We start from the raw sequence: 12,896 nt of genomic DNA, 5'->3' as shown, positions 1-12,896 counted from the left end.
GATTAACGTGAAAGACTCGAACTTTCTGAAAGAGAACAATGCGCGCCATTTCTGGCATCCCATGGCGCATCCCAAAGACAGTCAGGACAATCCTCCGACGATCTTGACCGGTGGCGAAGGCGTTTCGATCATTGACGTCGACGGTCACAAGGCCTTGGACGCTGTTGGTGGATTGTGGAACGTCAATCTGGGGTATTCCTGTGAGCCGGTGAAACAGGCCATCGCAGATCAGCTGTCGGCGCTGCCGTATTATTCGACCTTTCGCGGCACCAGCAACGATAAGGCGATCGAGCTGTCTTATGAGCTGGCCGATTTCTTTGCCCCCGATGGGCTGACACGGGCGTTCTTTACGTCGGGCGGTTCGGATTCCGTTGAAATCGCGTTGAAAATGGCACGTCAGTATCACCGGGTACGTGGCGATGCGGGCCGCACCAAGTTTCTGAGCCTGAAGCAGGGATATCATGGCACACATTTTGGCGGGGCATCAGTCAATGGGAATGCCAAATTCCGCAATACGTACGAGCCGATGTTGCCGGGCTGTTTCCACATTCCGTCACCGTACACCTATCGCAATCCGTTTGATGAAACTGATCCGGCGCGTCTGGCGCAGCTTTGTGTGCGTGCATTAGAGGCCGAGATTGCATTCCAGGGCGCAAATACCATTGCCGCCTTTATCATGGAGCCGGTTCTGGGTGCGGGGGGTGTGATCCCACCGCACGCAAGCTTTATGCCGATGGTTGCTGAGGTCTGCAAAAAGAATGGCATTCTGTTGATTTCTGACGAAGTCATCACCGCCTTTGGTCGGACAGGCACCGAAAGCGGCGCGCGTCATTGGGGCGTCCAGCCAGATATCATGACCACTGCCAAGGCGATTACCAACGGTTACTTCCCGTTTGGCGCGGCGATGATCGCAGGTCACGTGGCCGAAGTGTTTGAGGGCGACACCACCGGTATTGCGTCGATTGATCAGGGTTATACCTATTCCGGCCACCCTGTAGGTGCGGCGGCTGCATTGGCAGCGCTGAGCGAAATTCGGCGCCTGAAGGTGCACGAAAATGCAGCTGTACGCGGCGCGGAACTGTTTGCAGGCATCAAGGCATTGAAGGAAAAATACGACGTTGTTGGTGATGTGCGCGGCGGCGAGGGTCTGATGTGCGCGCTGGAACTGGTTTCGGATCGCGACACCAAAGCCCCGGTTGGCAAAGCCGTTCCTGTGACGTTGCAAAAAGCAGCATACGAGGACGGTGTGATGGTGCGCGTGTCAGGCAACAACGTGATCCTGTCGCCCCCATTGGTCATCACAGCTGACGATGTGACCAAGATCCTATCCGCGTTGGATACCGGACTGCGCGCCTTGTAAGATAAAGGGCGCGCTGGAAAGTTGGCGCGCCCGTTTTAAACGCGGACCTGTTGTAGCTCTTGCAGCAGGTCCAGAAGTGTATCGAGCTTTTCCTGACCCATCTGGGATTGGATCGACTGATAAATCCCGTTTGATACATGGATGTTGTCGCGCAAGATTGCGCGCCCGGTTTCAGTGATCTCAACCAGCGTGCGCCGTTTGTCTGTCAAATCTGCGGCACGGGCGATTTGGCCGTCTGCCTCCATCGTGCGCAAAATACGGGTCAGGCTGGGCAGTAGCAAACACGCCTCTTTGGCGATGGTGCTTTGTTCAACCCGTCCGCATTCCTCTAATGTGCGCAGGATCCGCCATTTTTGTTCCGTCAGATTGAGGTCATGCAGCATGTCCCGAATCGGAGACATCACGGTTTCACGCGCCCGCAAAAGCGCAATCGGAAGCGCACGCGAGGTTTCGCGGGTTCGCTGAAGAGGGGGATTTTCTACTGTCATACCCGCATTCTCGGCGATTTTGAGATGATTAACAACACAACCGTTGACATGAGGTTCAATATACTTAACATCGCAACTATATTGATTGACCCGAAGCTGTCCCAGCGGAGAAAGCCATGTCTGACCTGACCACACATCTGTCCCAGCTCGAAACAGTTCTGGAGCGGTATCGCGCAACTGGTATCGAAAACCTGATCGGGGGCGTTAGCCTGCCGTCTAGTTCTGGTGCAACGTTCGAAACGTGCTCGCCGGTGGATGACAGCCTGATCTGTTCGGTGGCGCGTGGGAACGAGGCCGACATCGACGCCGCCGCTGCGGCCGCCAAAGCCGCATTTCCTGCGTGGCGCGATACTTCTGCGGCGGATCGCAAAAAGGTACTGATCAAGATTGCCGAAGGTATTGAAGCCCGTGCAGATGAAATTGCTGTCGCAGAATGCTGGGACACCGGGCAGGCCTATCGCTTTATGTCCAAGGCGGCCTTGCGGGGCGCGCAGAATTTTCGCTTTTTCGCTGACAAAGTCTCCAGTGCGCGGGACGGCCAGCAGCTGCAATCGCCAACGCTGATGAATGTCACAACACGGGTGCCTTTGGGTCCGGTCGGGGTGATCACGCCGTGGAACACGCCGTTCATGCTGAGCACCTGGAAAATCGCGCCGGCGCTGGCGGCGGGATGCACAGTGGTTCACAAGCCCGCTGAATTCAGCCCGCTGACGGCTCGTATTCTGGCTGAAATCGCGCATGAAGCCGGTTTGCCGGATGGGGTTTGGAACCTCGTGAATGGATTTGGTGAGGACGCAGGCCGTCGTCTGACGGAACACCCGGATATCAAGGCCATTGCCTTTGTTGGCGAAAGCCGCACCGGCAGCATGATCATGAAACAGGGTGCGGATACGCTCAAGCGGGTGCATTTCGAGCTGGGCGGCAAGAATCCGGTTGTTGTCTTTGATGACGCGGATCTGGATCGCGCCTTGGATGCCGCTATCTTTATGATTTATTCGCTGAACGGCGAACGCTGCACTTCGTCCTCGCGCCTGTTGGTCCAAGACACCATTGCGGATGAGTTCGAGGCCAAGCTGACCGCGCGCGTCAATAATATCAAGGTGGGGCACCCGTTGGATCCTGCGACAGAAATCGGTCCGCTGATCCACAAGGAACATTACGACAAGGTTGTCGAATATTTCGACGTAGCAAAGCAGGATGGCGCGACCATCGCAGCCGGTGGTGAGCGTTTGGGGGATGTTGGGTATTTCGTCAAACCAACCTTTGTGACCCACGCGACGCCAGACATGCGCATCGCCCAAGAGGAAATCTTTGGCCCCTATTTGACCTCGATCCGGTTCTCGACCGAGGAAGAGGCATTGGAGATCGCAAATGGCACGGAATACGGCCTGTCGGGCTATGTCTGGACCAACGATCTGACCCGCGCCTTGCGGTTCACCAACCAGCTAGAGGCTGGGATGATCTGGGTGAATTCGGAAAACGTCCGCCATTTGCCTGCGCCGTTTGGCGGTGTCAAAGCCAGCGGCATTGGTCGCGATGGCGGCGATTGGTCGTTTGAATTCTATATGGAGCAAAAGCACATCGGGTTTGCCCTTGGAGATCACAAGATCCCCAAATTGGGGGCCTGATCCCACTCTTGGTGACAAGACATAGGAGCCTGTGAGGGGCCACGCCCTCACCTCCATTTTCGACTTAACGGAAACGCGCCCACATCCAACCTCCAGGAGGAGACTATGGGAGAAATCGTTCTCGCCGCCAAATGCACCCACGTGCCAACGATGTTGATGTCTGAACAAGACGGCCCGATCAAAGGCAAACGTCAGGCGGCCATTGATGGTCATCGTGAAATCGCGCGCCGCGCCAAAGAGTTGGGCGCGACCACAGTGGTGATCTGTGACACCCATTGGGTGATCAATGCCGGGTTCCACATCAATTCCAACAGCCACTTCAAGGGATTGTTCACCTCGAACGAGTTTCCCCAGTTCATCAAGGATCTGCCGTATGAATATCGCGGCAACTCAGAACTGGGCGATGCCATTGCCAAGATCGCGACCGATAAAGGCGCTTATACACTCAGTCATCAGGTCGACAGTCTGGAATTGGAATACGGCACACTTGTTCCGATGCGGTTTATGAGCCGCGAGGCGGATTTCAAAGTTGTCTCCGTCGCGGCTTGGGCCACTGTGCACGGCCATGACGAAAGCCGCATCGTGGGCGAAGCCATTCGCGAGGCGATTGAAGCCAGTGGTGAAAAAGTGCTGCTGGTTGCCTCGGGGTCGTTGTCCCACAAAATCTGGGCGAACAAGGATTATGCTGCCAACAACGGCACCTTTACCATCAGCTCGGAATTCAACCGCCAGATGGATCTGCATGTGCTCGAAATGTGGAAGAACGGCGATCACGCGACCTTTCTCAAGATGCTGGGCGAATACGCCACGTATTGCTGTGGCGAAGGGTCCATGCACGACACCGCTATGCTTTACGGTGCGCTGGGGTGGGACAGATACGACGCGAAATGCGAAGTTGTGACCGACTATTTCCCCAGCTCTGGCACCGGCCAAACCAATGTTATCTTTCCCGTCCAATAGGAGATCCTGAATGCCTGTTCCCGCTCCAAATCTGTACCCGGATTTCAACACAATCCGTCTGAGCCATGTTTGCCTGAATGTCAGTGATCTGGCGGCGTCACGTACCTTTTATACCGATATGTTTGGTCTTCAAGTCACGGACACGTCCGATAGCCATGTCTATCTCAGAGCGCTCGAGGAGCGGGGCCACCATTCGGTGATCCTGCAAAAATCGGATCAACCCGGCACGGTCGAGGTGATGGGGTTCAAAACCTATGACGAGGCCGATCTGGATAAGGCCGAAGTCTATTTTAAGTCGAAAGGTCGGCCAACGTCGTGGGTCGAACGCCCCTATCAGGGTCGCACATTGCTGACCTCTGACAACATGGGCATCCCGCTTGAATTCTATCACAAGATGGATCGCCTTGCCCCGATCCATCAGGAATACGCGCGCTATCATGGTGTGCGTCCGCTGCGGATTGACCACTTTAATTGTTTTTCGAACAACGTGGATGAAAGCGTCGCATTCTATAACGACTTTGGCTTCCGCGTGACCGAATACACCGAGGACGAAGAGAGCGGAAAGCTCTGGGCGGCGTGGATGCACCGCAAGGGCGGTGTGCATGATATGGCGTTCACCAATGGCAAAGGTCCACGGATGCATCACCTTGCATTCTGGGTCGCCAATCCGTTGCACATTATCGACCTGCTGGATGTGATGGCGACCACGGGGTACGTTGAAAACATCGAACGCGGCCCCGGCCGGCACGGGATTTCGAATGCGTTCTTCCTCTATATTCTGGATCCCGATGGACACCGGATCGAAATCTATAGCTCGGACTATCAGACCGTTGATCCAGATCACGAGCCGTTGAAATGGGATCTTAAAGACCCGCAGCGTCAGACCCTTTGGGGTGCACCTGCACCGCGCAGCTGGTTTGAGCATGGCACCGAATTTGTCGGGGCCGAGGTCAAAGAGCCCGCGTTGAACGCCACCCCGATCATCGCGCCTTGATCCGGAGACTGACATGATTGCATTGAAGGACAGCGGCCTGTTGCGACAGGCCGCCCGCGTTGGGTCACGTTGGATCGATGCGGATACGGAGACCGGGTTGGCAGTGACTAATCCTGCAACGGGCGAGTTGATTGGCTATGTGCCAAACCTTGGCGCGGCTGAAACCAACGAGGCGATTAAGGCGGCTGAAACGGCGCGTCACGCATGGGCGGCGCGCACCGCCAAAGAGCGCAGCCAGATCTTGCGTCGGTGGTACGAGCTGATGATGGAACATCAGGACGATCTGGGCGCAATCTTGACGGCGGAGCAGGGCAAACCCCTAGCCGAGGCAAAAGGAGAAATCGCCTATGGCGCGTCGTTCATTGAATGGTTCGCTGAAGAAGCGCGTCGGGCATACGGCGACATCACCCCTGGTCATGCGCCCGACAAACGTATCTTGACTGTGAAGCAACCGATCGGGGTTGTCGCTGCGATTACGCCGTGGAACTTTCCCAATGCGATGATCACCCGCAAGGCAGGCCCGGCTTTGGCGGCTGGTTGCGCGATGGTGCTGAAACCTGCATCGCAAACGCCGTTCTCGGCCATTGCGCTGGCAGTTCTGGCAGAACGGGCGGGCATTCCGGATGGGTTGTTTTCGGTTGTGACCGGATCAGCCAGCGCCATTGGCGGGGTCATGACCAGCAGCAAAACGGTGCGCAAATTGACATTCACTGGATCGACCGAAGTGGGTGCGATGCTCTATGCGCAATGTGCGCCGACGATCAAGAAACTGGGTCTTGAGCTGGGCGGCAACGCGCCGTTCATCGTGTTTGACGACGCCGACCTGGACGCAGCAGTCGAGGGCGCAGTGATCGCCAAGTTTCGCAATAACGGCCAGACCTGCGTCTGTGCCAACCGGATTTACGTGCAGGCCGGGGTCTATGACGCCTTTGCCGAAAAGCTGCGCGCCAAGGTGGCAGACCTGCCAACCGGCAACGGGTTTGATCAGGGCATCGTCTTTGGTCCGCTGATTGATCAGGCCGCAGTTGATAAGGTGGCTGAACATGTCAGCGACGCCAAGGCCAAAGGGGCCACCGTCACATTGGGCGGCAAGGCGCATGAATTGGGCGGCACGTTCTTTGAACCCACTATCCTGACTGGTGTCACTGCTGACATGGCCGTCGCGACCGAAGAAACATTCGGCCCCATCGCGCCCTTGTTTGAATTTGAGACTGAGGCCGAGGTAATCGAGGCGGCTAACGATACCGACTTTGGCCTGGCCTCTTATTTCTATTCCCGTGATCTGGCCCGTGTCTGGCGGGTGTCTGAGGCGTTGGAATATGGCATGGTGGGGATCAACACGGGTTTGATTTCTACAGCCGAAGCCCCGTTTGGCGGGGTCAAATCCTCGGGACTAGGGCGTGAAGGGTCGGCCCACGGGTTGGACGACTATTTGGAACTTAAATATCTGTGCATGGGTGGTCTCACCCCGGCTGAAGGAGCCTGAACAATGAAGATCGCAACCTATACGGCAGATGGAACGCAGTTTTATGGCGCAATAACTGATGCGGGCGCTGTTGCCTTGTCGCCTGATTTTCCGCAGTGGGTGACCCTGTATCAGGCGATTGCCGCAGGCGGGTTTGACCAACTGGTCGCGGCGGCAGAGGGGAAATCGGTGACGCATACGGATTTCACCTATGACATGGTGATGCCAGACGCGCGGCGCATCTTGTGTGTTGGGGTGAATTTTCCCGATCGGAATGCCGAATATAAAGATGGCAGTGAGCTGCCGAAATACATGTCGTTGTTTCCCCGCTTTGCTTCTGGCTTTACTGGACATGACCGTCCGCTAATTCGTCCGCCAGAAAACCACACGCTGGATTATGAAGGTGAGGTTGCCATCGTGATCGGTAAGGGTGGACGTCGGATTAGCCAAGATGATGCCTATGACCACATCGCGGCGCTGACCCTGTGTAACGAAGGCACCATTCGTGATTGGGTCCGACACGCTAAATTCAACGTAACTCAGGGCAAGAATTGGGACAGCTCGGGCGCGATTGGCCCGTGGTTGGTGCCGTTCACCGATGCGTCACAGTTGGACGAGGCGCGGATCCTGACGCGGGTGAATGGTGAAGTACGCCAAGATGACACCCTGAACCGGATGATGTTCCCGATCCGGCGCGAAATCGAATATATCTCGACATTTATGGCGTTGCAGCCGGGCGATATCATCGTGACGGGCACCCCAACAGGTGCAGGTGCGCGGTTTGATCCGCCGAAATATCTGAAACCCGGCGATGTGGTAGAGGTTGAGGTCAACGGCATCGGAACCCTGCGCAATACGGTAGAGGATGAACAAGTATGACCCCAGAAGATCACGCCAAGGCCGCCGCTGATCTGTTGATGGCGGAACGCACAGGCCAGCAGATCGGATTGCTCAGCCTGCGTCATCCAGAGATTACGATGGATGATGCTTATGCCGTGCAAAACGCGATTTACGCCCAAAAGTTAGCCGAAGGGCGCAAGGTGATTGGTTGGAAGATCGGCCTGACATCCAAAGCGATGCAATACGCGCTAGGGATCGATATCCCCGACAGTGGCATTCTGTTTGATGACATGATGTTTGATGATGGCGAGGTTGTACCAAAGGGGCGGTTCATCCAGCCCCGGATCGAGGCCGAAATCGCTTTTGTCATGAAATCTGCCGTGGGCGGGGCTGGGGTCACGCGGGGGGATGTGATCGCTGCCACGGATTATGTCGCGCCCAGTATCGAGATCCTTGACACCCGTATTCTGCGCGCGGATCCCGCAACAGGACAGGCGCGGGTGATCTATGACACCATCAGCGACAATGCCGCCAATGCGGGGATTGTGCTGGGACAACAGCGACACGGCATTGATGCCTTTGATCTGCGTTGGATAGGAGCGATCACCACGCGCAATGGCGAGGTCGAAGAAACCGGTCTTGGCGCGGGTGTGTTGAATGACCCGGTTGAAAGTGTGGTCTGGCTTGCGCGACGCATGTCGGCTTATGGTCAAGCGATTGAGGCGGGGCAGGTGATCCTGTCTGGTTCCTTTATCCGCCCGGTCGAATGCCCGTCGGGCACTGATATTCACGCCGATTTCGGACCCTTTGGTTCGGTCGCCTGCAGCTTTGAGTGAGGTCGCTATGCCCGCCCCCAAGAATACGTTTAAACAGGCCTTGAAAGAGGGTCACGCCCAGATCGGATGCTGGGTCGGTCTGGCCGATGCTTATGCGGCGGAAGTGATGTCGACCTGCGGGTTCGATTGGCTGGTGATCGACGGTGAACATGCCCCCAACGATTTGCGCAGTCTGCGTGATCAGTTGCAGGTGGTTTCCCCATCTGACAGTCACCCGGTGGTGCGTTTGCCAATTGGCGAAACCTGGATGGTGAAGCAGGTGTTGGATGCTGGGGCGCAGACCGTGTTGATCCCGATGATCGACACCGCGGAACAGGCCGCTGAAATGGTGCGTGCCTGCCGCTATCCGCCCGAGGGCGTCCGCGGCGTTGGATCATCGCTGGCACGGGCGTCGAAATTTGGTGAGATCGCGGACTATCTGCACTCTGCCAATGACGAGATTTGTCTGCTGGTGCAGGTCGAAAGCGTCGAAGCGATGGATAATTTGGATGATATTCTAGCCGTTGATAACGTCGATGGTGTGTTCATCGGTCCTGCGGATCTGGCGGCGAGCATGGGTCATCTGGGCAACGCCAATCACGCGGACGTGGTTGCGACTATCGAGGATGCAGTGACCCGTATCACCAATGCGGGGCGCGCAGCGGGTATTCTGATCACCGATCTGAACGCGGCGAAACGCTATTTGGATCTGGGCGCGACGTTTGTAGCGACGGGTATTGATGTTACTTTGTTGGCAAATGCAGGTCGCAAGTTGGCCGCAGACAGTAAAGCTTTGATTGTCTGAGGGTTTTAGCGAACTGGCAATATTGCGCCGTGAATGCCGGACCCAAATCAAGTTTTTGCTTGGTTTGGGTTAAGGACGGCTGCGTGGGCAAAGCGGCTATACCCAAAAATTGGAACCTGACTTCATGAGCACTCGACGCGGTTTTCTAGCAACAACACTGGCTGCGGGTTTTTTCCAGCCGGCATTTGCCCCTAGGGTAAATGCAGACACTACAACCCCAATTTCTCGGATTACCTTTGGCTCGTGTGCAAAACAGTGGGAGCCACAACCGATTTGGAGCTCTATTGGTCGACGTGATCCAGATGTTTTTCTGTTCCTCGGAGACGCGATCTATGGCGATTGGCATGGTGAAGAAGTCTTTTCACCAACGCGGAAAAGCCTGATCGCTGATTGGGAAAGGCTCGCCGCAATTCCGGAATTTGCGGCGTTCCGCGAAAGGACTCCGATCCTCGCGACGTGGGACAACCACGACTATGGCAAACATGACGGCGGTGCAGAGTTTGATCTTAAGGATGTTTCTAAAGAGGTTTTCCTAGACTTCTTCGGCGAGCCCGCGGCCTCGGCTCGACGAAAAAGGACCGGCATCTACGACGCGAAAGTATTTGGGCAAGAGGGACAACGTGTCCAGATCATCTTGCTTGATACGCGCACTTTCAAATCGCCCTATTTGATAGATGAGCGCGACAAAGAGATGAAAGCCGCACTCAACATTCGCGGTCAGTACCTGCCATCGACTGATCCCGACGCGACCCTGCTGGGGCAAGAGCAATGGGATTGGCTGGAAGGGGAGCTGTCTAAGCCGGCGGAGATCCGATTTATCTGTTCCAGCACTCAGATCGTTGCCGACCAGAAAGCCATGGAAGAATGGGGGAACTTTCCTCTTGAACGCCAAAGGTTGTTTAATTTGATCGAAGCAACCAATGCGAATGGGGTCATCCTGCTGTCCGGGAACGTGCATTATTCGGAAATCTCGCGAACAGATGAAGGTCCTTATGTTTTGACGGATTTTACATCGAGCGGAATGACGCATTCGGAGCCCGCGTATGCTGAACTCAACAATACAAAACGTATCCAAGGTCCATTTACAGGTTTCAATTTTGGAGAAGTGTCGATTTCGTGGAGTGATCCAATAGGGCCAGTCGTGACACTAACCTGCTACGATGCTGCTGGTCGCCAACAGTTTGAACATGTCATTCAAACTTCTGAGTTGCGCCTTGGGTAAATTTGTCTCGTGTCTTGCCAAGTCATTGCTCTGGACTCACTGTAGACCTCTAAGGCAATTCTCTTCGAAGCCTGCCTTCCTGTTATTGGGACCGCTTTTGAGGTGAGAGCCCAAGTCATCTGATTTTTAGTAAAGACAAAAAGAAACCCCCACGTGATGCCTCACGCAGGGGTTTTCTGTATTTTCAGAACAGATTTACAGCTCGCGAACGGCACCTTTGGCGGCGCTGGTGGTCAGCGCGGCATAAGCCTTGAGCGCGGTGGTCACCTTGCGTTTGCGTGGCGCTGCGGGGTGCCAACCTTTGGCCTCTTGTGCCGTACGGCGCGCGTCAAGCACATCGTCGGCCACTGCCAGATTGATTGTCCGGTTGGGTATGTCGATCTCGATCTTGTCGCCCTGTTCAACCAGTCCAATCATGCCACCTTCGGCCGCTTCGGGTGAAACGTGCCCAATCGACAGGCCGGAGGTACCGCCCGAAAAACGACCATCGGTCAGCAGGGCACAGGCTTTGCCCAGACCTTTGGATTTCAGGTACGAGGTCGGGTAGAGCATTTCCTGCATGCCGGGACCACCCCGTGGACCCTCATAGCGGATCACCACTACGTCACCCTCTTTCACCTTGTTGGTGAGGATGTCGTTGACTGCCGCGTCCTGGCTTTCGCAGACATGCGCGGTGCCGGTGAATTTCAGGATGCTGGCATCCACACCGGCGGTTTTCACAATACAGCCGTCTAGCGCGATGTTGCCGAACAGAACCGCAAGGCCACCGTCTTGGCTGAACGCATGTTCTTTGGACCGGATCACGCCGCCTTCGCGGTCAGTATCCAGCTCTTTGAACCGGTTCGACTGGCTGAATGCTTCGATCGTGCGCACGCCACCGGGGGCGGCCTTGAACAACTCTTCGGCTTCGGGGTTGTTGGCGACCTTGATGTCCCATTTGGCAATGGCCTCGCCCATCGATGCAGAGTGCACGGTAGGCACGTCGTTGTGCAACAAACCTGCGCGCGACAATTCCCCAAGGATTGAGAAAATCCCGCCCGCACGGTGGATGTCTTCCATGTGCACGTTTTCGGTGTTGGGCGCGACTTTGCACAGGCACGGGACCTTGCGGCTGAGCCGGTCCATGTCTGCCATGGTGAAATCGACCTTGCCCTCGTAGGCGATGGCCAGCAGGTGCAGAACGGTGTTGGTCGACCCGCCCATAGCAATATCCAGGCTCATCGCATTTTCAAACGCTGCGAAAGAGGCGATTTCGCGGGGCAGCAGACCCTTTTCCTCTTCCACGTAATGACGCTTGGTGATGTCGACGATTTTGCGACCCGCTTCAAGGAACAGGTTCTTACGATCCGAATGCGTCGCCAGCGTTGACCCGTTGCCGGGCAAGGCCAGACCGAGAGCTTCGGCGAGACAGTTCATCGAGTTGGCGGTGAACATGCCAGAACACGACCCGCAGGTCGGGCAGGCGTTCTCTTCGATGTGTTGAACCTGCTCGTCGGTCAGCTTGTCATCGGCTGCCGCGACCATGGCGTCCACCAAATCGACCTTTTTCACGACCAGATCATCAAGGTTGATCTTACCGGCTTCCATCGGGCCACCAGAGACAAAAATCACCGGAATGTTCAGGCGCATCGCGGCCATTAGCATTCCGGGGGTGATCTTGTCACAGTTGGATATACAGACGATGGCATCTGCACAGTGCGCGTTGACCATGTATTCAACCGAGTCCGCGATGATTTCGCGAGAGGGCAGCGAATAGAGCATCCCGTCGTGACCCATCGCAATGCCGTCATCGACCGCGATGGTGTTGAATTCTTTTGCTACGCCACCGGCCGCTTCGACTTCGCGTGCAACAAGCTGACCCATGTCCTTGAGGTGGACGTGGCCAGGAACAAATTGGGTGAACGAATTGGCGATGGCGATGATTGGCTTGCCAAAATCACTGTCGGTCATGCCGGTTGCGCGCCACAGTCCGCGCGCACCTGCCATGTTGCGACCGTGGGTCGAAGTTCTCGATCTGTAAGAGGGCATATGTCACCAGTCTGTTTGAAACTATCGTTTTGCGGGCTCTATCTATCAACCAAACGGCCACAGGGCCATACAGGAAAGGCCCTGATTGCGGAAAACGCCTTTTTGTTCGGTTCGGAAATGCCATGCGAAACGGCGATGCGACGATACTCTATATATAGTTCGTGCTGTGAGGTCGTGGAAATCACCACGAATTCGCGGTCGTTTTTTTGCAAGGGCAGCAGATTTGAAATGAATCGCAGGGTGCTGACTCGGAGGCCCTCTAGAGTGTTCAGGTGGGCGGCTCATCGGGTC

The 12,896-nt window shown here is 55.9% G+C and carries 11 protein-coding genes; 9 read left to right on the top strand and 2 right to left on the bottom strand.

What is annotated here, in order from left to right; translation table 11 throughout:
* Window positions 1–7 precede the first annotated feature (7 nt).
* A complete protein-coding gene (locus ABWV33_RS21945) occupies window positions 8–1,360 on the top strand; it encodes an aminotransferase class III-fold pyridoxal phosphate-dependent enzyme (RefSeq protein ID WP_121997894.1) in 1,353 nt (450 codons plus the stop codon).
* 35 nt (window positions 1,361–1,395) lie between these two features.
* Here ABWV33_RS21945 and hpaR read toward each other — a convergent pair whose 3' ends face one another.
* Window positions 1,396–1,848, bottom strand: a complete 453-nt coding sequence (gene hpaR, locus ABWV33_RS21940; RefSeq protein ID WP_113823175.1) for a homoprotocatechuate degradation operon regulator HpaR — start codon at window positions 1,846–1,848, stop codon at window positions 1,396–1,398.
* Between the two features lie 116 nt (window positions 1,849–1,964).
* Between hpaR and hpaE the strand changes: the two genes are divergently transcribed.
* From hpaE to ABWV33_RS21900, 8 genes are all read left to right on the top strand, one after another.
* Window positions 1,965–3,476, top strand: coding sequence for a 5-carboxymethyl-2-hydroxymuconate semialdehyde dehydrogenase (gene hpaE / locus ABWV33_RS21935; protein WP_353333823.1), 1,512 nt, complete (start codon window positions 1,965–1,967; stop codon window positions 3,474–3,476).
* Between the two features lie 105 nt (window positions 3,477–3,581).
* The gene (gene hpaD, locus ABWV33_RS21930) at window positions 3,582–4,436 is read left to right on the top strand and encodes a 3,4-dihydroxyphenylacetate 2,3-dioxygenase (protein ID WP_353333821.1); all 855 of its coding nucleotides are present in this window, start codon (window positions 3,582–3,584) and stop codon (window positions 4,434–4,436) included.
* Window positions 4,437–4,446: 10 nt separating this feature from the next.
* Window positions 4,447–5,430 carry a 3,4-dihydroxyphenylacetate 2,3-dioxygenase gene (hpaD, locus tag ABWV33_RS21925; RefSeq protein WP_113823172.1) on the top strand — a complete coding sequence of 328 codons (984 nt, stop codon included), beginning with the start codon at window positions 4,447–4,449 and terminating at the stop codon, window positions 5,428–5,430.
* Between the two features lie 13 nt (window positions 5,431–5,443).
* The gene (locus ABWV33_RS21920) at window positions 5,444–6,916 is read left to right on the top strand and encodes an NAD-dependent succinate-semialdehyde dehydrogenase (RefSeq protein WP_353333819.1); all 1,473 of its coding nucleotides are present in this window, start codon (window positions 5,444–5,446) and stop codon (window positions 6,914–6,916) included.
* Window positions 6,917–6,919: 3 nt separating this feature from the next.
* Window positions 6,920–7,774 carry a fumarylacetoacetate hydrolase family protein gene (locus ABWV33_RS21915; protein ID WP_353333817.1) on the top strand — a complete coding sequence of 285 codons (855 nt, stop codon included), beginning with the start codon at window positions 6,920–6,922 and terminating at the stop codon, window positions 7,772–7,774.
* The gene (hpaH, locus tag ABWV33_RS21910; protein WP_353333815.1) at window positions 7,771–8,571 is read left to right on the top strand and encodes a 2-oxo-hept-4-ene-1,7-dioate hydratase; all 801 of its coding nucleotides are present in this window, start codon (window positions 7,771–7,773) and stop codon (window positions 8,569–8,571) included. Before ABWV33_RS21915 ends, hpaH begins: the two co-directional genes overlap by 4 nt.
* 7 nt (window positions 8,572–8,578) lie before the next feature.
* Window positions 8,579–9,355, top strand: coding sequence for a 4-hydroxy-2-oxoheptanedioate aldolase (gene hpaI, locus ABWV33_RS21905; RefSeq protein ID WP_353333813.1), 777 nt, complete (start codon window positions 8,579–8,581; stop codon window positions 9,353–9,355).
* A gap of 124 nt (window positions 9,356–9,479) precedes the next feature.
* Window positions 9,480–10,577 carry an alkaline phosphatase D family protein gene (locus ABWV33_RS21900; RefSeq protein WP_353333811.1) on the top strand — a complete coding sequence of 366 codons (1,098 nt, stop codon included), beginning with the start codon at window positions 9,480–9,482 and terminating at the stop codon, window positions 10,575–10,577.
* Window positions 10,578–10,772: 195 nt separating this feature from the next.
* Here the strand turns inward: ABWV33_RS21900 and ilvD are convergent, their stop codons facing one another.
* Window positions 10,773–12,605 (bottom strand): dihydroxy-acid dehydratase, encoded by a 1,833-nt coding sequence (gene ilvD / locus ABWV33_RS21895; RefSeq protein WP_353333809.1) that lies wholly within the window; start codon window positions 12,603–12,605, stop codon window positions 10,773–10,775.
* Window positions 12,606–12,896: the final 291 nt, after the last annotated feature.

The sequence above is a fragment of the Phaeobacter sp. NW0010-22 genome (assembly GCF_040365955.1).
Taxonomy (GTDB): Bacteria; Pseudomonadota; Alphaproteobacteria; order Rhodobacterales; family Rhodobacteraceae; genus OMPR01.
This window is presented reverse-complemented; position numbering and strand designations above follow the sequence as displayed.

Coding starts and splice junctions, on each gene's coding strand:
- hpaI (WP_353333813.1), top strand. CDS start 8,579: ATGCCCGCCCCCAAGAATACGTTTAAACAGGCCTTGAAAGAGGGTCAC.
- hpaD (WP_113823172.1), top strand. CDS start 4,447: ATGCCTGTTCCCGCTCCAAATCTGTACCCGGATTTCAACACAATCCGT.
- hpaE (WP_353333823.1), top strand. CDS start 1,965: ATGTCTGACCTGACCACACATCTGTCCCAGCTCGAAACAGTTCTGGAG.
- ABWV33_RS21915 (WP_353333817.1), top strand. CDS start 6,920: ATGAAGATCGCAACCTATACGGCAGATGGAACGCAGTTTTATGGCGCA.
- ABWV33_RS21920 (WP_353333819.1), top strand. CDS start 5,444: ATGATTGCATTGAAGGACAGCGGCCTGTTGCGACAGGCCGCCCGCGTT.
- ilvD (WP_353333809.1), bottom strand. CDS start 12,605: ATGCCCTCTTACAGATCGAGAACTTCGACCCACGGTCGCAACATGGCA.
- hpaD (WP_353333821.1), top strand. CDS start 3,582: ATGGGAGAAATCGTTCTCGCCGCCAAATGCACCCACGTGCCAACGATG.
- ABWV33_RS21900 (WP_353333811.1), top strand. CDS start 9,480: ATGAGCACTCGACGCGGTTTTCTAGCAACAACACTGGCTGCGGGTTTT.
- hpaR (WP_113823175.1), bottom strand. CDS start 1,848: ATGACAGTAGAAAATCCCCCTCTTCAGCGAACCCGCGAAACCTCGCGT.
- hpaH (WP_353333815.1), top strand. CDS start 7,771: ATGACCCCAGAAGATCACGCCAAGGCCGCCGCTGATCTGTTGATGGCG.